This is a genomic window from Streptomyces sp. NPDC001348 (assembly GCF_053597535.1).
This window is the reverse complement of the sequence record NZ_JBSFIK010000056.1, coordinates 16550-37232: the sequence shown is the minus strand read 5'-3', so window position 1 is coordinate 37232 and position 20683 is coordinate 16550. Positions and strand designations below refer to the sequence as shown.

Below are 20683 nucleotides of genomic sequence, written 5' to 3'. Positions count from 1 at the left end.
CCCTTCGAACCCCTTGGATAAAGCGTTCCGTGCTCAGCGGCGCGTCGCCGGATGACTTCGGAGAGTAGTTGTGGGGCGCGGATGCACGCATCCGCCCTTACGAAGGGTTATGGTGGAAGCCCCCCCTCGGGCCGGTCCGTCTCCCCCCCACGGACCGGCCCGTTTTTCTTCCCACGAAAGCGCCCCGAGCGGCCTGCCGAGGGGTGGGGCCCGGGGCAGGAATCCACCGCCGAGGCCCCGCAGGGGTAGGCTGCGCCCGCGGGGACCGCCACACCGGAGGGGCTGACGAACACGTGAACCTGCGCGACAAGCTGCGCAGTCTGCTGGTCAGGCTGTACGCACGCCGGGTGGAGGGGCACCTGGACCACGCTCAGGTGCCCAAGCACATCGGGGTCATCATGGACGGCAACCGCCGGTGGGCGAAGGCCGCCGGCTCCAGCACCGTCCACGGCCACCGGGCCGGTGCCGACAAGATCGAGGAATTCCTCGGCTGGTGCACCGAGACCGACGTCGAGGTCGTCACGCTCTGGCTGCTGTCGACGGACAACCTCGACCGGCCCAAGGAGGAGCTCGTCCCGCTCCTCGGCATCATCGAGGACGTCGTGCGCACGCTGGCCGCCGACGGCCGCTGGCGGGTGCACCACGTCGGCACGCCCGACATCCTGCCCTCCCAGATGCAGACGGCGCTGAAGGAGGCCGAGGAGGCCACCGCGCACGTCGACGGAATAGTGGTCAACGTCGCCATCGGCTACGGCGGCCGGCAGGAGATCGCCGACGCGGTCCGCTCGATGCTCCACGACGCCCATGACAAGGGCCACTCCCTGGAGGAGCTCGCCGAATCCGTCGACGTCGACATGATCGGCCGCCACCTCTACACCCGTGAACAGCCCGACCCCGACCTGGTGATCCGTACCAGCGGTGAGCAGCGGCTGTCCGGATTCATGCTCTGGCAGACCGCCCATTCGGAGTACTACTTCTGCGAGGTCTTCTGGCCGGCCTTCCGCAAGGTCGACTTCCTGCGCGCCCTGCGCGACTACGCCGCACGTCACCGGCGTTACGGCGGCTGACCCGCGGGCATCCGCACCGAGGACGTACCCCCGGTGTGAAAGGCGCCCGTATACCCCATTTCGAGCGGGTGTAACAAGGAGTTCACCGGCGCGCTGTCCCATGCTCTTGCATGGCGCCGCTTGTTCGAGGGCATAAGCCAAGCAGGTCGACACCCGAACCACGGGCGTCGCATCTCAGCGGACGGCTCGGGGCCGTCCGCCCGGGAGGCCCTTTGCACCAGCCCGACCGTGCGGTCTGTGCGCGGAAGCAGCTGCGGAGGGCCGGTTCTCGGCCCGCCGTGCGCGAAGGCCGCCAACCGGTCCAGCTCCTTCTCGTCGCTCCCCGACCTCATCCGAGGGGGTACGTCCTTCCGTGGTGACCAGCACAAAGCGCCACAAGCCAGACCGGCGCACCTATGTTCTCGACACCAGCGTCCTGCTGGCCGACCCGAACGCCCTCACCCGCTTCGAGGAGCACGAGGTCGTGCTCCCGATCGTCGTGGTGACGGAGCTGGAGGCCAAGCGGCACCATCCCGAACTCGGCTACTTCGCCCGGCAGGCCCTGCGCCTGCTCGACGACTACCGGGTGAAGCACGGTCGCCTCGACGCCCCCATCCCGATCGGGGAACTCGGCGGGACCGTCCGTGTCGAGCTCAACCACTCGGACCCCAGCGTGCTGCCGACCGGCTACCGCCTGGGGGACAACGACTCCCGCATCCTCGCGGTCGCCCGCAACCTGCAGGCCGAGGGATACGACGTCACCGTCGTGTCGAAGGACCTGCCCCTGAGGATCAAGGCGTCGTCCGTGGGGCTCCTCGCGGAGGAGTACCGGGCCGAACTCGCCATCACGGACTCCTCCGGCTGGACCGGTATGTCCGAACTGACACTGCCCGGCGAGCAGGTGGACATCCTCTTCGAGGAAGGCCACGTGTACGTGCCGGAGGTCTCCGAACTCCCGGTGCACACCGGCCTGACGATCCAGTCGGAGCGCGGCAAGGCGCTCGGCCGGGTCACCGCCGACGGCAACGTCCGGCTGGTGCGCGGAGACCGTGAGGCGTTCGGCATCAAGGGCCGCAGCGCCGAGCAGCGGATCGCGCTCGACCTGCTCCTCGACCCCGACGTCGGCATCGTCTCGATGGGCGGCCGGGCCGGCACCGGCAAGTCGGCGCTGGCGCTGTGCGCGGGCCTGGAGGCGGTCCTGGAGCGCCGCCAGCACCAGAAGGTGATGGTCTTCCGCCCGCTGTACGCGGTCGGCGGGCAGGAGCTCGGCTATCTGCCCGGCTCCGAGGCCGAGAAGATGAGCCCCTGGGCCCAGGCGGTCTTCGACACCCTCTCGGCGGTCACCAGCCGCGAGGTCATCGAGGAGGTCACCGCGCGCGGGATGCTGGAGGTCCTGCCGCTCACCCACATCCGCGGGCGTTCGCTGCACGACGCGTTCGTGATCGTGGACGAGGCGCAGTCGCTCGAACGGAATGTCCTGCTGACCGTTCTGTCCCGAATCGGCGCCAATTCACGGGTCGTTCTGACCCATGACGTAGCGCAAAGGGACAATTTGCGGGTCGGCCGTTACGACGGCGTGGTCGCCGTCGTGGAGAAGCTGAAGGGGCATCCGCTCTTCGCGCATGTCACGCTCACCCGGTCCGAGAGGTCCCAGATCGCCGCACTTGTGACCGAAATGCTCGAAGAGGGCCATATCTGACCGAGTGCCCAACATGGGTGACTGACACGTCAGTTGGCGCCGTCCGGCAAAAGGCCGAGAGCCTAGCCGGGCGGCGCCGTCGTGTGTGGCCGTTTCTGGAAATCCGCTGGACCAAACCGGATGTGAGCTTTCACACGCAACTCGGAATTGCCACCCGGCGTCCGGTTACGGCAGAGTCTCATTCCTGTCAGGCCCCGCATACGACACACCTGTACCCCCAGCGGTACGGCAACACGGAACCACACCAACTCCATAGCGATGTCGTATGCCGCCCGAGCATCACACGGCGCTCCCCCAGCGGGAGTCGCTCACCGGGCCCGCGCCTCCCGTGACCCCGCAGTTGGGAGGCCAGTGTCAGGGGGCACGATTGCGTCCGCCAGGGTCACCGAAGCGGACGATGCTGGAAGGAAACCGTGTGAGCCGGATTTCGGTCCGGGGATTCGCAGTGGCCTCCGCCACCGCGGTCACCGCCGTCGGAAGCGTCGTCGGAGTTGCCTCGGGCAGCGTCGCGCAGAACAACGACGCCGAGCCGACGGCCGCCGACACCACGCTTCTCGCCGACCTCCCCGCGGGTCAGCAGGCCCAGGTTCAGACCGCGTCCCTGACGCAGCAGGCGGACACCGCGGCCATCGCGGCGGACGCGAGCGCCAAGAAGGACGCCGAGGAAGCCGCCCGCAAGGCGGCCGCCCACACGGCGATCCAGAAGAAGGCGGCCGCCGAGCAGGCGGCCAAGGAAGCCAAGGCGGCCAAGGAGCGCGCCGAGACGAAGTCCGCGGCCAGCCGCGACGACGTCCGCGACGCGTCCAGCTTCCCGGTGCAGAGCTCCTACACCGTCGCGCAGGTCCAGGCGATGGCGCGGCAGATCGTGCCGGCCGGGCAGTTCCAGTGCTTCAGCAACATCGTGGACCACGAGTCCACCTGGAACTACAAGGCGGTCAACCCCTCCTCGGGCGCCTACGGTCTCGTCCAGGCCCTGCCCGGCTCGAAGATGTCCTCCGTCGGCGCCGACTGGCAGACCAACCCGGCCACGCAGATCAAGTGGGGCCTCAACTACATGAACGTGCGTTACGGCAGCCCGTGTGACGCATGGTCGTACTGGCAGGCCAACGGCAACTACTGATCGGCCCACACCGGTTACGGTGCTTCCGGCACCACATCTCGACCTCGCGCAGCCCCTCCCCGTCCTAGGGTGAGGGGCTGCCGCCCTGTACGGTCGGACGCGACGACTCCAGAGGGGAGTGGTGAGGCGTATCCGGGGACACGGGGGAAGAGGACGGTTCATGTCACGAGTGCCAGTGTGGCTCGGCAAGCTCGGCGTCGGTCTCACCGAGATGAGCGGGCGCCTCAACGAGCGCCGCGCCGAGGTGGAACGCGAGAACGCTCCCGATCCCTCGCACACCCCGCCGGAACCCGCCGTCTCCAGGCCCGTCGCCGACGCGACCCCCGCGCCGGCCGCCCGCAGGGCCGCGCCCCCGGCCGGCCCGCGCCCCGACCCCGCCGAGGCGGTGCCCTGGGGGGTGCGGGTGGCGGCCGAAGCCGGGTGGCGGCTGCTGGTCCTCGCCGGCACCCTCTGGGTCCTGATGCGGGTCATCAGCGCGATCCAGCTGGTGGTGTTCGCCTTCGTCATCGCCCTGCTGGTGACCGCGCTGCTGCAGCCGACGGTCGCCCGGCTCACCCGCCGCGGGGTGCCACGCGGCCCGGCCACCGCGCTCACCGCCATCAGCGGGTTCGTCGTCATCGGGCTCATGGGCTGGTTCGTGACCTGGCAGGTCATCGAGAACATCGACACGCTCTCCACCCAGATCCAGTCCGGTATCGACGACCTGCGTGACTGGCTGCTGAAGAGCCCGTTCCACGTCACCGACAAGCAGATCAACCAGATCGCGAAGAACCTCCGCGAGGCGATCGGCGCCAACGCCGACCAGATAACGTCCGCGGGCCTGGAGGGCGTTCAGGTCATCATCGAGGGCCTCACCAGCATCCTGCTGGTGTTCTTCTCGACCCTGTTCCTCCTCTACGACGGCAAGCGCATCTGGGAGTGGTTCCTGAAGCTGGTGCCCGCCGCGGCCCGCCCGGGTGTGGCCGGCGCCGGCCCGCGCGCCTGGCGCACCCTGACCGCCTATGTGCGCGGCACGGTCCTGGTCGCCCTCATCGACGCGGTCTTCATCGGCATCGGCATCTACTTCCTCGACGTGCCGATGGCCGTCCCACTGGCCGTCTTCATCTTCCTGTTCTCGTTCATCCCGCTCGTCGGCGCCGTCGCCTCCGGAGCGCTCGCGGTGATGGTGGCGCTGGTCACCCAGGGCGTCTTCGCGGCCGTCATGACCCTCGCGGTCGTTCTCGCGGTCCAGCAGATCGAGGGCCACGTCCTGCAGCCGTTCATCCTCGGCCGCGCGGTCCGCGTCCACCCGCTGGCCGTCGTCCTCACGGTCGCGACAGGCGGCATGGTGGCCGGCATCGGCGGCGCGGTGGTGGCCGTACCCCTCGTGGCGGTGACGAACACGGTGGTGTCGTATCTGCGCGCGTACTCGGCGGAAGCGGCTGAGCCACCGAGCGAGCCGTCAGCCGTGGAGGACGATCACACCGCCGGGTAGCGGTGCTTCGATCGACAAAGCCGGGGCTTCACGCGTGCGACGCGTGGAGCCCCGGCTCACGTTTCGTGCGGTGGCCGCTAGTTGCAGTTCGTGGTGTCCCGAACGGCGTTGATGATGTAGGTGCTCGAGCCGGCGGAGGACTTCATCAGCGCCGTGGTCTCGCCGCAGCCGCCGTGGTTGCGGTAGACGGGGCCCGCGTACTCGGAGAAGGTGCCCGAGTCGCTGTCGCAGCCCTCGGCGATGTAGTTCGAGCACATCTTGAGCTTCATCCACTTCGCGCTCGACGTGTTGTTGTCGAGGATGGCGCACGTGGGGGCGTCGTTGCTCGCGGGGTTGCTGCCCTTGACGTAGACGAAGAGGGTTCCCTTGCGGGACGCGTCGGGCAGCTGTTCCGCCTGGTAGAGGTTGTACCCGGTGCCGCAGACGGTCGCGCCCGCTGCGGCAGCGGCGGGCTGCGCCGCCGCTATCGCCTTGGTGTGCTGGTCGGCCTTGACGGAGATGCTGGGCACCGGCCGGTCGGCGGCGGCGACCTGCGGAGCGGTCACCCCGATGACGCCCAGGCCGGCTGCGGCCGCGGCAAGCGCGGTCCTCGCGGAGATACGGCCCCGAATGGACATGTGATTCCCCCTGGAATGCATGCGAGCAGCCGCCGGAAAACGCAGGCCGGCGGCATGGATGCGGTCGGGGGGGAGCTAACCAGACCGTCTTTGCAGGTGTCGATCAGAAATACGGAAACGAAGCGGAGGTCCGAACTCCGTTATGACTCTTCGCGTGTGGAGCTTCCTCGCTCGAGGGGACGAAGCGGACATCGCTCGAAGGCTCGTTCACTCATGGTCCCTGACCTCGGACGGAATGAGTGGTTCATGTCACATACGGGGCACATGATTGCTCGACGGCCCCCGTCCACCCGATGACACTGCTGGCGAACTCGTACCAGTCCTGGACCGTGCGCCCAGCTCCACCTTGTACCGGCGGAATTCGCCGCCGGTCGACTCGTCGGTGGCGAGGTAGTGGGTGGAGGCGCCGGGTGAGGAGATGTCCGGCGGGGTGTCGGCCGGGCGGAAGGCCGCGTTCACTTCGCCCTTGTCGCCGTGGTGGCGGGCTTCCGGGTACTCGAGGTGTTCCGGGTACCACATGATGCTTGCGACCACGACGGGTCATGAAGACCGACGTCACGCTCAGCCCTGTGGCCGTGCAAGCGACTTGCGACGTCGGTCGGACGTGGGACGGTGAGTCGTATGCTCGTGCCGATTCCGGTGTACGCGACTTCGGGAGTCGCCCACGCTGCCGGTCGGCGGTTCGGCTCAGGGGACGTCGATCACGGCCGAGGGAGGGTGGCGAGAGCAACGAGGAACCCAGAAGGGACCGAGTTTTCATGTCGGAACGTTTACAGCGCAACCAACTTGTCATCGACGAGTTCCGGTCCGCCGGCGGTGTCGTCGGGGGCGACTTCGAGGGTGTGCCCCTCCTGCTCCTGACGACTGTCGGTGCGCGCAGCGGGCAACCACGAACGATGCCCATGACCTACCTACGAGATGGGGACCGACTCGTGGTCTTCGCCGCCAACGGCGGTAGACAGAACCATCCCGGCTGGTACCACAATCTGCTGGCCAACCCGGCCGCCCGTGTCGAGGTGAGTGCCGAGACGTACAACGTGACGGCGACCGAGGTCGAAGGCCCGGAGCGCGAGCGGCTCTGGGCTCGGCAGCTTCAGCGCACGCCCTACTTCGACGGCTTTCAGGAACGGGCCGGACGCCGCATACCCGTGATCTCACTGGCGCACACAGCCGACTGACGCAACCCGGGACGGGAGCCCCGACCTTGGATGGCAGGGCTCCCGTCGTCGCTTGCTCGGCCGGCCCCGGATCCGCCGGCAGTGTCATCCGAGGGGCGGGGGCCGTCGCACGCTTGGGGCGGGTTACTCGGCCGACTCGGCCAGTACCGCCTCGGCGTCCAGCGTCACGCCGACCGCCTGCACCACGGAGGCGATCTTGAACGCCTCCTGGATGACCTCGCGGTCGAGGCCGGCCTTGCGGAGCACCTGCTCGTGGGAGTCGAGGCACATGCCGCAGCCGTTGATGGCGGAGACCGCGAACGACCAGAGCTCGAAGTCGACCTTGTCGACCCCGGGGTTGCCGATGACGTTCATCCGCAGGCCCGCACGCAGGGTGCCGTACTCGTGGTCCGACAGCAGGTGGCGGGTGCGGTAGAAGACGTTGTTCATCGCCATGACCGCCGCGGCGGACTTCGCCGCCGTGTAGGCCTCCGGCGACAGGTTCGCCTTCGCCTCGGGCTCCAGCTCGCGCAGCACGATCGGGGAACGGGAGGCGATCGCCGTCGCCAGCACCGTGCCCCACAGCTGCTGGGCCGGCAGCTCGGAGTTGCCGATGACCGAGCCCAGGTTGAGCTTCAGGTCCTTGGCGTAGTCCGGTATGCGGGACTTGAGGGAGTCGAGCGACATGTCAGATCACTCCCCGGACAGCAGCTTGACCGGGTCGAGCGTCTCGTCGCCCTTGCTCCAGTTGCAGGGGCACAGCTCGTCCGTCTGCAGCGCGTCCAGCACCCGCAGCACCTCCTTGGGGTTACGGCCGACCGAGCCCGCCGTCACCATGGAGAACTGGATCTCGTTGTTCTGGTCCACGATGAAGACCGCGCGCTTGGCGAAGCCCTCCTCGTCCTCGATGCCCAGCTCGCGCATCAGCTCGTGCTTGGAGTCGGCCATCATCGGGAACGGCAGGTCGCGCAGGTCGTCGTGGTCCTTGCGCCAGGCGTGGTGGACGAACTCGGAGTCGCCGGAGAAGCCGAGGACCTGGGCGTCGCGGTCGGCGAACTCCTCGTTCAGCTTGCCGAACGCGGCGATCTCGGTCGGGCACACGAAGGTGAAGTCCTTGGGCCAGGCGAAGATCACTTTCCACTTGCCCTCGTAGGTCTTGTGGTCGATCTTCTCGAACTCCTTGCCCTTCTCCAGCGAGACACAGGCGGTCAGTTCGAACTCGGGGAACTTGTCACCGACAGTGAGCACACGCTCTCCTTGCAGCGAGGAAAACACCCGGATTGCGGGGCTTTCCCATGGGTTGGACGATCTCGATGTTGGCACAGGGAGCATTGATTCGGGAAATAGCTACACTCGGTCGAGTTGATCGGAGGTGGCTATCAGTGACCATGGGCAGCGGCAACCGGCGCCGACCCAGCCTTTCCCAGCTACGGGCGTTCGCCGCCGTGGCCGAGCATCTGCACTTCCGGGACGCGGCGGCGGCCATCGGCATGAGCCAGCCCGCCCTGTCCGGTGCGGTGTCGTCCCTCGAGGAGACCCTCGGGGTCACGCTCCTCGAGCGTACGACGCGCAAGGTGCTGCTCTCACCCGCCGGTGAGCGTCTGGCCGTACGGGCGAAGGCGGTGCTGGAGGAGGTCGGGGCGCTGCTCGAGGAGGCCGAGGCGGTACGGGCGCCGTTCACGGGCGTACTGCGGCTCGGGGTCATCCCGACGGTCGCGCCCTATCTGCTGCCCACCGTCATTGACCTGGTCCACGGCCGCTACCCGGACCTCGACCTCCAGGTGCACGAGGAGCAGACCGCCAACCTCATCGGGGGTCTGACCAGCGGCCGGCTCGACCTGCTGCTCCTCGCCGTCCCCCTCGGCGTCCCCGGCGTCACCGAACTGCCGCTGTTCGACGAGGACTTCGTTCTCGTCACCCCCCTCGACCACTGGCTCGGCGGCCGGGAGGGCATACCGCGCGAGGCGCTCAAGGAGCTCAACCTGCTCCTCCTGGACGAGGGGCACTGCCTGCGCGACCAGGCCCTCGACATCTGCCGGGAGGCGGGGCGCGAGGACGCCCCGGTCACCACCACGGCGGCGGGCCTGTCGACCCTGGTCCAGCTGGTCGCCGGCGGACTCGGCTGCACCCTGCTCCCGCGCACCGCCCTCAAGGTCGAGGCGACGCGCAGCAACCATCTCCTCGCGGGCTACTTCGCCGAGCCCGCCCCGAGCCGCCGGATAGCCCTCGCCATGCGCGCCGGCGCGGCCCGCGGCGCGGAGTACCAGGAGCTCGCGGCCGCCCTGCGCGAGGCGTTGCGGCCGCTGCCCGTACGGGTCCTGGGGGAGAGCGGCTAGAGCCACGCCCCGCCGTGTCCCGCCCCGTCGTGTCCCGTCCCCTCGTACCTCACTCCGTCCGCAGCCCCTCGGGGCGCATCAGCCGCAGCAGCGGCGGCAGGCTGAGCAGGGTCACCGCGAGGACGACCGCCGCGCCGGCGCCGGTCATCGACAGGACGCTCGCCCAGTCGACGCGCACGGGTACGTCCGTCATACGGAGCAGTACCGCGCCCAGTGTCAGGCCCACCGCGGAGGCGAGCAGCAGGCCGAGGGCGACCGGGACGGCCGTCTGCCACAGCACGGAGAGGCTCAGCGTGCGGCGCCGGGTGCCGAAGGCGATCAGGGCGGAGAGCAGCTTCTTGCGCTCGCGCAACTGCTCCAGCTGGGACACCAGCAGGCTCGCTCCGATCAGCGCCAGCACGCAGACGGCCCCGACGAGCAGACCGGTGCGGATGGACGTGAACCGGGCGGACCGCTCGCCGGCCGACCACACCATGGCTTCCGCCAGCGGGGAGAGCTGCGCGGTGGTGTTGCGCACGTACTCCTCCACGTCCGGCACGGACCTGTCCAGCGACAGGTAGACCTGCTGGTACAGAGTCCCGGCCGCTGCCGCGGGTACCGCGCCGGTGGTCATCACGATGCCGCCGCGCCGCACGTTCGTGGGGTCGACGACGGACCGGGCCCGCTTGATGTCCCGGGGCACGGTCCAGGCGATCTCCTTGCCCCGCTCGCCGTCGTACGACGCGTCGAAGTACAGCGTCCGGCCCGGACGAGCGAGCTTCGACGTGCTCCCGTCGTCCTCGCCTCCCTCGAGCACGAACACGTCACCGTCCCGGCAGGACGGCAGCGCGGCCACCTCGCGCAGCGCGTCGCAGTCGCCGACCGTCAGTGAGACGGAGTTCTCGGGATTCCTGCGCGTGGTCGCGAGATCGCCGCCGGCCAGGGCGGTGGCCTTGCGCACGCCCTTGGTGTCGCCGAACTTCCGGGCGGCCGTGGTCAGCGGGGTCCCGGTCGGCACGAACGCCTCCATCTGGGCCCGTGACAGGTTGTTCGTCGACTGCTTGGTGTACTCGCTGTCCACGCCGGCGAACAGCATCTGCAGTGCGATCGCCCCGGCCACCGCGACGGCGATCCCGTTCACCATGCGTGCGGCCGTTCCACTGCTCAACTGCAGTCTCCGTACGGCAAGTTGCCAGGCGACCCCGCCGGAGCCCAGTCGGGCGACGACCGTCTCCACCACCCACGGCAGCAGCGCGGTGACGCCGACCAGCAGCAGGATGACGCCACCGGAGACCAGGTAGTTGTTGAAGTTCCCGTTGTCGTGGCCCTTTCCGATCATCGGATAGAGCATGCCGAGCCCGGCCAGCGGCAGCAGCAGCCGCCACCACAGGCGCCGGCGGGCCGGCCGTGCCGCACGGACCACGCCCAGCGGCTCGATCACCACCCCGCGCAGCGCGAACAGCGTGACCGCCACGGCCGCCGCCGGGACCGCGACCACGACCAGGGCGGCGAGCAGGGGGGAGGGGTTGAGGTAACTGGGGAAGACGCTGATGTCGAAGATGTCCACGGAACCGGCAGCCTGACGGGCCATCAGGAAGAAGGCGGCGCCGAGGACCAGACCGAGCACCGCACCCGCGAGGGCCTCGCCCGCCGCGATCCGGCGGGTCATCCGGCTGTCGGAGCCGACCAGCCGCAGCGCGGCCAGCCTGCGGTCGCGCCGCTCGCCGCCGAACCGTACGGCCGCGGCGATGAACACGGCGACCGGCATCAGCAGCACGACGAACACGACGAGGGTCAGCAGGACCAGCACCGGGTCCGAGCCCTCCGACGACTGGTGCGAGTCGCCGTAGTGGTCGATGCGGGCCACCTCGGAGTGGTCGATCTTCGCCGCGAGCCCCTTGGCGCCCGCGTAGTAGGAGAGCTCGTGCGAGCCGACCAGCCCGCTCTCCGCGATGGTGCCGACGACCCGGTAGGGCAGCCGCTCCCGCAGCAGCTTCCCGCTGTCGGAGGCCAGCAGCGACTTCAGCGCGGGGGAGACCACCATCTCGCCGGTCGCCGGATACTTCTCCACACCGGGCGGCAGCGGCGCGTGCGCCCCTTCGGGCTCCACCAGGCGCCCGCGGATCTCGTCGGCGCGGAACTGGGAGTCGATGTCGGCGATGACGAGGGTGTCGTCCGCCTTGGGGATCGTCTTCTGGCCGAACGTGTGGTCCTGCCTGGCGTTCTCACGGTCGTGCCGCACCGCCAGGGCGGTCGGTACCGCCGTCGTCATCAGCAGCAGCGCCACGCCCAGCCCGACGCCGATGCCCGTCAGCAGCATCCGTACCCAGCCCTCGCGCCCGCCGGAGACGGCGAACCGGACCCCCATGGCCAGATCCCTGGACCACTGACGAACACTCATATCGCCCGCTCCATGTCCCGCGACTTGCCGTCCCGTACGACGATCTCGCGGTCGGAGTAGGCGGCCACCCGGGCCTCGTGCGTCACCAGCACCACGGCCGCGTTGGCCGACCGGGCCGCGTCCGTCAGCAGCTCCATCACCCGCTCGCCGTTGAGCGAGTCGAGCGCGCCGGTCGGCTCGTCGGCGAACAGCACCCGGGGATCGGTGACCAGCGCCCGTGCCACCGCGACCCGCTGCCCCTGCCCGCCGGAGACCTCGCCGGGACGCTTGCCCCTGAGGTCGTCGACCTCCAGCCGCTCCATCCAGGTGAGCGCGGTGCGCTCGGCCTGCTTGCGAGGCGTGCCGTTCAGTCGCAGCGGCAGCGCCACGTTCTCCACGCAGGTCAGCTCCGGCACCAGCTGGCCGAACTGGAAGACGAAACCGAACTCGCTGCGCCGGAGCGCACTGCGCTGGGCGTCGCTCATCGTGGCGAGCTCCCGCCCGTCGTAGAGAATCGAGCCGGAGTCGGGCGGCACGATCCCGGCGAGGCAGTGCAGCAGCGTCGACTTGCCGGATCCCGAGGGACCCATCACGGCGACGACCTCGCCCGGGTGGATGGAGAACGCGGCGCCGTCCAGTGCGACGGTCGGACCGTAGGACTTGCACAGGTTCTCGGCGGCGAGCAGCGAGCCGGGGGGAGGAGTCATCGGGTTACCGCCTCACGGAGTTTGTCGAGGCGCGCGGCGGTCAGCTCCAGCCAGCGCAGGTCGGCCTCGAGGTGGAAGAGGGCGTGGTCGCAGATCAGTTGGTCCGCGAGGTCGCCCCGGCGCTTGCGGTCGGTCAGGATCCGCATGCCGCGCAGGTGCTCGGAACGCTGGGTGTCGAGGATGTCGGCGGCGTTGCGGTGGGTGAGCAGCGCGAGTACGACCTTGGTGTACAGGGTCGACTGGAGGTACGGCTCAGGTTGCTCCGGCGTCGCCAGCCACCGCTCCACGTCGGTGATGCCGGCCTCCGTGATCGCGTAGCGCTTGCGCTCGGGCCCGTCGCCCGCCTCGATCCCGTCGACCTCGACGAGGCCGTTCTTCAGCAGTCGGGACATCGTCGAGTAGACCTGGCCGTAGTGCAGCGGCCGGTCGTGACCGAACTTCTCGTCGAAGGCCCGCTTCAGGTCGTAGCCGTGACGCGGGCCGGACTCCAGGAGCCCCAGAAGGGTGTGACCGATGGACATGCCCGCACTCTACACACGGTGTATACGCGGCATGTATACGCGGAGTGTGCAGTCCATGGCGGGCGGTGCCGACGTGCAGGTAGGGGGCGATTGTCACGGTTCTGCTACGCGACGGGCCCGGGTCTTCCCAACGATTTGGTGTTCCGAGCAACCCTGCGACCCCGTAGACCGTCGCTTCCCTTGGGTGGCGTGCTGGTTGCCGCTGGATGGAGTGCTGATTGTCACGTCCGTAAAAGAGCGGATGGAATCTCCTTTGTCATATAGAGCGGTGTTAGCTTTCAGAGCTGACCTGAGACGGAAGCGAGCGTAGGGATTCATGGGACGAGCGGAAGAGAGACGAGCGCGACAGCGCGGTGGCCGCCGCGCGGCGCCCAAGCGCCGCCGCTCGCAGCCCACGGCGAACGCCCAGGCCGCGACGGCCCCCCAGCCCGCGACGGACGCCCAGCCCGCGGCGAACACCCACGCCGCGCCGAGCGGCAGGCGGGCGGCGAGCGCCAAGCCCGCGAAGGGCCGGATACGCAGGCTGTTCACCTGGAAGAAGATCCTCGGCACGGTCTTCGGACTGTGCCTGCTGGGCATCGCCGGGTTCATCGCGCTCTACCTGTCCGTCGACATTCCCGCGTCGGCCAACAAGCTCGCGCAGGGCGAGAGCAACGTCTACAAGTACAGCGACGGCAAGATCCTGGCCCGTGACGGCGCGATCAACCGGGAGTCCGTGGACCTGACGAAGGTGCCCAGGAAGGTCCAGCTGACCTTCGTGGCCGCGGAGAACAAGAGCTTCTACCACGACAACGGCGTCGACCTCCGGGGCACCGCCCGTGGCCTGATCAACACCCTGTCCGGCAAGGGCAAGCAGGGTGGCTCGACGATCACCCAGCAGTACGTCAAGAACTACTACCTCGACCAGGACCAGACCGTCACGCGCAAGCTCAAGGAACTGGTCATCTCGTTGAAGGTGGACCGCGAGGAGCACAAGGACGACATCCTCGCCGGCTACATCAACACCAGCTACTACGGCCGCGGCGCCTACGGCATCCAGGCCGCCGCCCAGGCCTACTACCGCGTCGACGCCCAGAAACTCAGCGTCGCGCAGGGCGCCTACCTCGCGGCACTGCTCCAGGCGCCGAGCCAGTACGACTGGCAGGCCGCCACCCCCACCGGCAAGAAGCTGGTGAAGGCACGCTGGAATTACGTCCTGAACAACATGGTCCAGGAACACTGGCTGGACGCCGCCAAGCGCAGGGAGATGACGTTCCCGTACCCGAAGGCCCCCAAGGGAGACCCCGGGATGGGCGGGGAAAAGGGCTATCTGGTCGATCTCGCCAACAAGCAGCTGGAGCAGCAGCTGATGAAGAAGGAGGGCATCACCCAGTCCGACGCGGAGGCGAAGGTCGTGAGGCAGGGCTGGACCATCACCCTGAACATCGACCGGAAGAAGCAGGCCGCGCTGGAGCAGTCCGTCAAGGACCAGCTGATCAGCAAGCTCGACCCGAAGAAGAACAAGGTCGCCAATGACGTCCAGGCCGGGGCTGTCTCCGTCGACCCCAAGACCGGCAAGATCGTCGCGATGTACGGTGGCCGGGACTATCTGAGTCACTTCTACAACAACGCCGCCCGCAGGGACTACCAGCCCGCGTCCACGTTCAAGCCGGTGATCCTGGCCGCCGCGCTGGAGGGGCACGCGCAGACGCAGGACGGCAAACCGATCACCGCCGACACGGTCTACGACGGCACCAGTGGCCGCCAGGTCGTGGACAACGGCACCAAAGTCGGCTTCGGCCCGCCCAACGAGGACCACCGCAGCTACGGCAAGATCACCGTCCAGCAGGCGATGAACCTGTCCGTCAACTCCGTCTTCGCGCAGATGGGCGTCGACGTGGGCATGGACGAGGTCATGTCCACGGCGAACAAGCTCGGCATGGACACCAAGGGCATGCAGGCGGTGTACGCGCAGACGCTGGGCTCCATGGGCGCCAGCCCCCTGGAGATGGCCGGGATCTACGCCACCCTCGACAACCATGGCAAGAAGGTGACGCCCTCCATCGTCAAGTCGGCCGAGAAGAAGGGCAGCGAGATCGAGATGCCCGACCCGGTCGGCAGCCGGGTGATCAGTCAGACGGCCGCCGACACGGTGACCTCGGTACTGACCGGCGTGGTCGACGACGGTACGGCCAAGTTGTCCGTGGCGGCCAACCCGCTGCGCAACGGCCAGCAGGTGGCGGGCAAGACCGGTACCTCCGACTGTGACCGCTCCGCCTGGTTCACCGGCTACACACCGGACCTGGTCACCTCTGTCGGCCTGTTCGGCGAGGCGTTCAAGGCCGGAGGCACCGGCTGCGACGGTCAGCCGGTCAAGAAGTACGACCATGTGTCACTGAAGGGCGCGATGGGCGACGGCGGCCGCGTCAACGGCGGCGGCCCCCCGGCGGAGATCTGGGCGGCGTACACCTTCGGTGTCACGGACAAGGCCAAGTTCGAACTGGACACCACCCAGGGCGCGGCGGTCGAGCCGACGAAGGCCCCCACCAGCTCCCCGCCCCCGTCCCGGAGCCCGTCCGCGCCGCCGTCCTCCGCGCCGGCGTCCTCCCCGCCCCCGTCGTCCGGGACGCCGTCGGCCCCGCCGAGCAGCAGCCCGCCGCCGTCCTCCGAGCCTCCGCCGTCATCGCCACCGGCGAGCCCGTCGAACTCGCCGACGTCCGGCGCCCCGGAGGCCCCGGTCAACCCGCTCAGGCCGTCGCGCGGCCAGTAGCGCGCGGAACACGGAAGGGCGCCCGGTGGAAACCGGGCGCCCTTCGCTCTGCCTCGGACCCGCCCTTCAGGTCCGGTTCAGCTCTTCTGCTCTGGTGGTGTCGGCCCCGCTGTTGCTCCAGTACCGGCTGCCACGCGCATTCCTACGCCCGCTGAGAAGACCCGCTCGCTTTGCGTTCCCTGCGGCGGGCCCGCGGTTCCTCCAGGGCTCCGGACGCTTCCACGACGATCCGCACGACGGACGAGGAAAGCGCAAGGACAGCGGAACCGATGAAAGCTCCGTTCCAGAGGAAGCAACACAGCAGGGCGAGCAGAGCGCAGACCGCCGCAGCGGCTGCGCCTGCCTTCCTCTGGAAGGGGAACAGCGCCCAGGGCAGAAGCGGCGACAGGAAGAATATGGCGAAGCCGATGAGGAGGGCGCCAGCCGCCATCGTGCGGGGCCTTTCTATGGGGCATGGAGCGTGGTCGCCCCCTGAACGAGGGCGACCACGAATCTAGCGGGTGTACTCAGGGTCGGGTTTCTTGTCGGGTGCGTTGCAGAAGTGCGCCGAGTCCGGGTCCGCCCCGGGGTTCGGTGAGGGAACCGAGACGTTGATGTCCCACGGGTTCCCGGAGTGGCCTCCGGTCATGGTGCAGTTCGAGTAGGGGGCGTCCGTGCTCGGCGGCGAGGCGGGCCCGCTGAAGTGGTAGAAGTCCCCGGTGGTGATCGGTGCACTCGAGCCGGTGTAAGCGCCGTCCAGGTCGATCGCCTTGCCGTTGCGGTAGAGGTACTGGCTCGGCATGTAGCTGGACCGCAGGAGCGGTGCGCCGCTGACCTTCTTGATGGTGCCGTCGGCGCAGGACTTGAAGTCCAGTTCCTGCCAGATGGGCGGCGCCTGGCTGAAGATCGAACCGGTCAGTCCCGGCTTGAAGAACATGTTCCGGATCTCCTGGGACATGAGGGCAACGGGGTTGTCCGACGAGCCCGTGTCGTCGGAGACCCGATTGACCCAGTCGGCCACGCTGTCGGTGAGATGCTGGTCCGCCAGGGCGGGCCGGTAGCCGATGGATCCGCCGGCCGTGTGCATCACGGCGACGCAGGTGCCGCTGTCGTCGGTGACGACCTTGTCGTTGTTGTCGGTGACGACCGGCCTGACGCCGATCGACTGGTACGCACGTCCGGGAAGGATGCCGTCGCTGTTGGTCGAGGTGGTGACCGGTCGGCCGTTGTGGACGTTGAGGTCCTTCGCGACGTAGTCCAGGTCGGGCGGCTGGGTGCCGTAGTCCTTCTTCAGCGCCGCGAAGAAGTTCCGAACGAAGTCCGGTATGTGCGTGTCGGCGGTGCGGTCGTCGTAGGAGACGCTCTGACTGCCGTTGATGATCTTCCCCGACGAGGTCTTGATGTACGACACGGTCGCCTTGTTGTACATCTTGTAGGCGGCGTCGTCGGTGCCGAACCACGAGGGTTTGCTGTCCGAGGTGGGGCGCTTGGTGTAGGCGTTGGCGAAATGCATCCACTGGGGCACGCTGTGCCCGTCGGGGTGGTCGGTGGTGCTCGTGCCCGCCGCCTTGACATCGGCCTTCCACTGCTCGACCGCGGCCTTGGTCTCCGGCTTCACGCACGTGGGAGCTCCCACGTCGATGCAGGTCGGCAGATCGGTGATCTTCTGCGAGGTCTTGAGCGCCCAGTCGTACAGGTCCTGCCGCGACTTCAACGGTGTGTTGAACATGCTCGACTCGGGCCGGACGTCGATGTTCTGGTCCTCGTCGAAGAACGCGTCGGCCTCGATCGAGTCCGAGACGTAGGTGCCGGTGACGGGCTGGAAGGCGATGGCGCCGAAGGCTATGTCGTCATCGCCGGAGCCGTCGGGCGTGTAGTTCGTCAGGCTGACGCTCGGCGTGGAGGTGAACTTGTAGGCCCCCAGGGACACCCACTTGCCGTTGTTGTCGTTCTGGACGACGTACCGGTCGTAGGGGCCGCCGAGAGCGCCGCGGACCACGTAGTGCGCGTTCTTGGCCTGCGCTCCGGTGTCCGGGACGTGCACCCACACCTGGGCCAGGTCCATCTGCTCGCCGAGCGTCCAGGTGCCGTCGATCGCCATCAGGCCCCCGTCACCGCCGAGATGGTCCTCGTTGCGGGTGTGGGTGTACCAGAAGTGGCCGCCGTAGCCGCCGCCGATCTGGTGCAGGTCGGCCTTCGCCTCGTAGTGGGTGCCCGCCGGGTCCGCGTTGAAGGAGAACTGGAAAGTACCCGAGGAGGTGGCCTGTCCGCAGTCGCCCCACGTCTCGGTGCCGTTGGGCACCGACGCGACCACGTGCGCGCCGTTCGGCGCACCGGAACAGACGGGCATGCCGTTCTTCAGGCGGTAGCCACGCCCCGGTTCCGGTATCAGCGTCTGGTACTTGATCAGTTCGTGCCCGCACTGGTTGGCGCAGGTCGCCTTCCACGTGGCGTTGGGCTTGTTGTACCAGTACTTCGCGTAGCAGGTCTCCGTACCGCAGTTCGGCGGCGTGGCCGGGTCGCAGTTGTTGTCGCTGTTGCAGAAGGTGCTGAGCGGCGGCGAGACCTGGCTGCGCGCGGCGTTGGTGTTCCACCAGGCCGGCCGGAAGCCCGCCGAGGAGTAGCCGGACTCGCCCTTCCAGTCCTGGCGGCCGTCGGTGCCGTAGGAGTATCCGGTGTCGATGGACCAGGCGGACCAGCCCATCACCTTCTCCTCGTAGGGCCAGTCCTGCGGGTGGGCGGCGTCGTGGTTGGCTTCGGTGCCGTCCACGTCCGTGTCCATGAACGGGTGGTTCCAGCTCTTCTTGTAGATGGGGTTGGCCGGGTTGTTGTACCAGCCGAGTCCCCAGTGCCCGTCGTGCTTCGAGGCGTCGGAGGGCGGGTTGAAGCCGAGGTTGTAGTTCCAGACCGCGGTGAACCAGTTCTCCACGTAGGAGGGATCGTCGTTGTTGACGGTGATCGTCTGGCCGGCCTTGTGGACCTCGTTCCACTTGTCGGCGAGGATCTTCATCGAGGCGGCGATGTTGGTCGCGTAGTCGATGGCGACGGCCTTCTGCAGGGCCGGCGACAGGCTCGTCTCCCCGGGCTTCTCGTGACCGGCGATGCGCATGCCGTCGGTGACCTGTCCGACGCCGTAACCGCAGTCGGACTTGTCCCAGTTGATGGCCCAGTACGACTCCGGGGCGCCCGGGTCGATCTGGTGCCCGTAGTAGCCGTCGACCGCCGCGAGGGGGCTGCCCATCTGACCGGGGATGGAACCGGACTCGGCCTGCCACAGGTTGGACTCCTGGGCCATGATGCCGAGCATCACGTTGGCGGGGATACGGCCGCCGCCGGTCAGGGTGGGCGGCGGGAACAGACCCTGCGGGTCGATGCTGCTCATCCCGGTCTGGTTGCGGTAGCCGCCCTGCCGGATGTAACTGGCGTGCAGGTTACCGCGTACGGCCATGTCCACGGCCCACTCGACCTGGTTGGGAGTGGGCTGGAGCGCCTGTGCCTTGACGTCGTTGCGCGAGACGGAGCACCAGCGGTCGGGATCGGTCGGGTCGTGCGACACGATGGCCGCCGTCCGCGCCGACTGCTTGTGCTTGCCCGGTGCGCTGCCGGCGGTGAGCGCGGGCGACAGGCGCTCCTTCCCGGCGGGCTTCGCGGCGGGGGCGACCTTCTGGCTGATCTTCGAGCCGGTGGTGGTGGCGATCGAGTCGACCGTCACCGGCGTGGTCGCCGTCAGCGTGCCCGGGGCCTGTGCCGGATCGTCCTGCGCGTTCGGCTCGGTCCTGGTGAAACCCTTGCCGGCGTTCTTGACCCGCGCGATGCCGGCCCGGACGCCGGGAGTGAGCACGGGCTCGACGGCGAGCCGCCCCTGACTGGAGATGTCCGTGTCGGCCGGGGCGTTCACCCGGGTGATCCCGCTGCCCGCGGTGTGCGGGCTGCCGACGGGATGACCGGTGAGGAACACCCGCGCCGATCCGCCGCGCTTCAGGTCGAGGTCGCCGAGCTTTCCGGTGGCGATCGTGGTGGTCGCCCCGCCGTCTCCGCCCCAGACCCTGGCCCGTGCCTTGTTGCTGCCGTTGCGTTCGACGAAGGCGATCTTTCCGCCCTTCACCGGGTGGAGGTCGAAGGCCACCCCGCCCGTGGTGAGGAGGTTCTTCACCTTGCCGGAGCGGTCGAGGCGGACCAGACGGCGGCCGAGGGCGGCGACCGCGCCGTCCTTGACCGGAACGGCGCTGGTCAGCTCACCCTTCGCCGCGGTGTCGACGACCGTCTTGCCGGCGGTGTTCACCGTCACGACCCGGGTCCTGGTCCTCGCCGCGTCGTTCATGTCGCGGAACGCGGTGAACGCGGCGGTGTGCGTGGCCGGATCGCACGAGGGGTCGAAGTACGCCAGCGACGCGGTGAACGGCAGCTTCGTCACCTTGCCGGTGCCGAGGTCCACGATCGCGGCGAACGCGCCGCCCTGCATCAGATCAGGCTTGTTGGTGAACGTGCGCGGCGCGTACACGGCGGCGACATGGTCGTGGTCCATGAGGCACTGGTTGCCGATCCAGGAGTCCGCGGGCATGCCGGGCTCGGAAAGGACCGCGGCGGTCTTCCAGGCGTACGCCTTCGCGCTGTCGGCGACCAGGATGTGCAAGCCGTCGCTGTCGGCCGCGGCGGTGACAGCGCGGTCGTCGGAGGTGCGCCACCCCTTGCCGAGCTTGCGCCCGGGGTCGCTGACACCTCCCCGCTGCGCCGGCGTGCCCTTGCTTGAACTGGAGTTCGAACTGGGGGCGGCGGAGGCCGGCAGGGCTTGCAGCAGCGCGCCGGCGAGCGCGGCGGAAGTCACCACCGCGGCCAGGGGTATGAGTGTTCCTCGTCTGGGTCTCAAGAGAGACATTCCCCGTTTCTCGTTGAGTTGGTTCCCCGCTCCTGGGAGTCAG

Annotated in this window: 15 protein-coding genes; 7 read left to right on the top strand and 8 right to left on the bottom strand. The window is 68.7% G+C overall.

Annotated features, from left to right (window positions below; all coding sequences use genetic code 11):
- Positions 1-293: 293 nt before the first annotated feature.
- The 4 genes from ACWC21_RS37510 to ACWC21_RS37495 all read left to right on the top strand — a co-directional run bounded on the left by ACWC21_RS37510 (position 294) and on the right by ACWC21_RS37495 (position 5339).
- Positions 294-1067, top strand: coding sequence for an isoprenyl transferase (locus tag ACWC21_RS37510; RefSeq protein WP_450888740.1), 774 nt, complete (start codon positions 294-296; stop codon positions 1065-1067).
- Positions 1068-1419: 352 nt separating this feature from the next.
- A complete protein-coding gene (locus ACWC21_RS37505) occupies positions 1420-2745 on the top strand; it encodes a PhoH family protein (protein ID WP_450888739.1) in 1326 nt (441 codons plus the stop codon).
- A gap of 415 nt (positions 2746-3160) precedes the next feature.
- A complete protein-coding gene (locus ACWC21_RS37500; protein ID WP_450888737.1) occupies positions 3161-3865 on the top strand; it encodes an aggregation-promoting factor C-terminal-like domain-containing protein in 705 nt (234 codons plus the stop codon).
- A 160-nt stretch (positions 3866-4025) separates the two neighbouring features.
- Positions 4026-5339 carry an AI-2E family transporter gene (locus ACWC21_RS37495; RefSeq protein ID WP_450888735.1) on the top strand — a complete coding sequence of 438 codons (1314 nt, stop codon included), beginning with the start codon at positions 4026-4028 and terminating at the stop codon, positions 5337-5339.
- Positions 5340-5416: 77 nt separating this feature from the next.
- Here ACWC21_RS37495 and ACWC21_RS37490 read toward each other — a convergent pair whose 3' ends face one another.
- Positions 5417-5956: a hypothetical protein gene (locus ACWC21_RS37490; RefSeq protein WP_450888734.1), complete on the bottom strand. Its 540-nt coding sequence runs from the start codon at positions 5954-5956 to the stop codon at positions 5417-5419.
- A 249-nt stretch (positions 5957-6205) separates the two neighbouring features.
- A complete protein-coding gene (locus ACWC21_RS37485) occupies positions 6206-6490 on the bottom strand; it encodes a hypothetical protein (protein WP_450888732.1) in 285 nt (94 codons plus the stop codon).
- A gap of 224 nt (positions 6491-6714) precedes the next feature.
- Between ACWC21_RS37485 and ACWC21_RS37480 the strand changes: the two genes are divergently transcribed.
- Positions 6715-7134 carry a nitroreductase family deazaflavin-dependent oxidoreductase gene (locus ACWC21_RS37480; protein WP_450888730.1) on the top strand — a complete coding sequence of 140 codons (420 nt, stop codon included), beginning with the start codon at positions 6715-6717 and terminating at the stop codon, positions 7132-7134.
- 123 nt (positions 7135-7257) lie between these two features.
- On the opposite strand, the gene ACWC21_RS37475 is transcribed toward ACWC21_RS37480, so the two are convergent.
- Complete coding sequence (locus ACWC21_RS37475; RefSeq protein ID WP_450888728.1) at positions 7258-7800, bottom strand: alkyl hydroperoxide reductase; 543 nt, start codon at positions 7798-7800, stop codon at positions 7258-7260.
- A gap of 6 nt (positions 7801-7806) precedes the next feature.
- Entirely contained in the window at positions 7807-8361 is a 555-nt protein-coding gene (locus tag ACWC21_RS37470; protein WP_389157238.1) for a peroxiredoxin, read from the bottom strand.
- A gap of 140 nt (positions 8362-8501) precedes the next feature.
- Between ACWC21_RS37470 and ACWC21_RS37465 the strand changes: the two genes are divergently transcribed.
- Positions 8502-9449: a LysR substrate-binding domain-containing protein gene (locus ACWC21_RS37465; RefSeq protein ID WP_450888771.1), complete on the top strand. Its 948-nt coding sequence runs from the start codon at positions 8502-8504 to the stop codon at positions 9447-9449.
- 49 nt (positions 9450-9498) lie between these two features.
- On the opposite strand, the gene ACWC21_RS37460 is transcribed toward ACWC21_RS37465, so the two are convergent.
- The 3 genes from ACWC21_RS37460 to ACWC21_RS37450 are packed head-to-tail and all read right to left on the bottom strand — an operon-like array spanning position 9499 to position 13036.
- A complete protein-coding gene (locus tag ACWC21_RS37460) occupies positions 9499-11829 on the bottom strand; it encodes an ABC transporter permease (RefSeq protein ID WP_450888726.1) in 2331 nt (776 codons plus the stop codon).
- Positions 11826-12515 (bottom strand): ABC transporter ATP-binding protein, encoded by a 690-nt coding sequence (locus ACWC21_RS37455; RefSeq protein WP_450888724.1) that lies wholly within the window; start codon positions 12513-12515, stop codon positions 11826-11828. Before ACWC21_RS37455 ends, ACWC21_RS37460 begins: the two co-directional genes overlap by 4 nt.
- A complete protein-coding gene (locus ACWC21_RS37450) occupies positions 12512-13036 on the bottom strand; it encodes a PadR family transcriptional regulator (protein WP_450888722.1) in 525 nt (174 codons plus the stop codon). Before ACWC21_RS37450 ends, ACWC21_RS37455 begins: the two co-directional genes overlap by 4 nt.
- Positions 13037-13352: 316 nt before the next feature.
- Between ACWC21_RS37450 and ACWC21_RS37445 the strand changes: the two genes are divergently transcribed.
- On the top strand, positions 13353-15785 hold the full coding sequence (locus tag ACWC21_RS37445; protein ID WP_450888721.1) for a transglycosylase domain-containing protein: 2433 nt from the start codon (positions 13353-13355) through the stop codon (positions 15783-15785).
- 493 nt (positions 15786-16278) lie between these two features.
- Here ACWC21_RS37445 and ACWC21_RS37440 read toward each other — a convergent pair whose 3' ends face one another.
- Positions 16279-20640 carry an SGNH/GDSL hydrolase family protein gene (locus ACWC21_RS37440; RefSeq protein WP_450888719.1) on the bottom strand — a complete coding sequence of 1454 codons (4362 nt, stop codon included), beginning with the start codon at positions 20638-20640 and terminating at the stop codon, positions 16279-16281.
- Between the last annotated feature and the right edge of the window lie 43 nt (positions 20641-20683).

Coding starts and splice junctions, on each gene's coding strand:
- ACWC21_RS37495 (WP_450888735.1), top strand. CDS start 4,026: ATGTCACGAGTGCCAGTGTGGCTCGGCAAGCTCGGCGTCGGTCTCACC.
- ACWC21_RS37490 (WP_450888734.1), bottom strand. CDS start 5,956: ATGTCCATTCGGGGCCGTATCTCCGCGAGGACCGCGCTTGCCGCGGCC.
- ACWC21_RS37480 (WP_450888730.1), top strand. CDS start 6,715: ATGTCGGAACGTTTACAGCGCAACCAACTTGTCATCGACGAGTTCCGG.
- ACWC21_RS37475 (WP_450888728.1), bottom strand. CDS start 7,800: ATGTCGCTCGACTCCCTCAAGTCCCGCATACCGGACTACGCCAAGGAC.
- ACWC21_RS37465 (WP_450888771.1), top strand. CDS start 8,502: ATGGGCAGCGGCAACCGGCGCCGACCCAGCCTTTCCCAGCTACGGGCG.
- ACWC21_RS37460 (WP_450888726.1), bottom strand. CDS start 11,829: ATGAGTGTTCGTCAGTGGTCCAGGGATCTGGCCATGGGGGTCCGGTTC.
- ACWC21_RS37455 (WP_450888724.1), bottom strand. CDS start 12,515: ATGACTCCTCCCCCCGGCTCGCTGCTCGCCGCCGAGAACCTGTGCAAG.
- ACWC21_RS37450 (WP_450888722.1), bottom strand. CDS start 13,036: ATGTCCATCGGTCACACCCTTCTGGGGCTCCTGGAGTCCGGCCCGCGT.
- ACWC21_RS37445 (WP_450888721.1), top strand. CDS start 13,353: ATGGGACGAGCGGAAGAGAGACGAGCGCGACAGCGCGGTGGCCGCCGC.
- ACWC21_RS37440 (WP_450888719.1), bottom strand. CDS start 20,640: ATGTCTCTCTTGAGACCCAGACGAGGAACACTCATACCCCTGGCCGCG.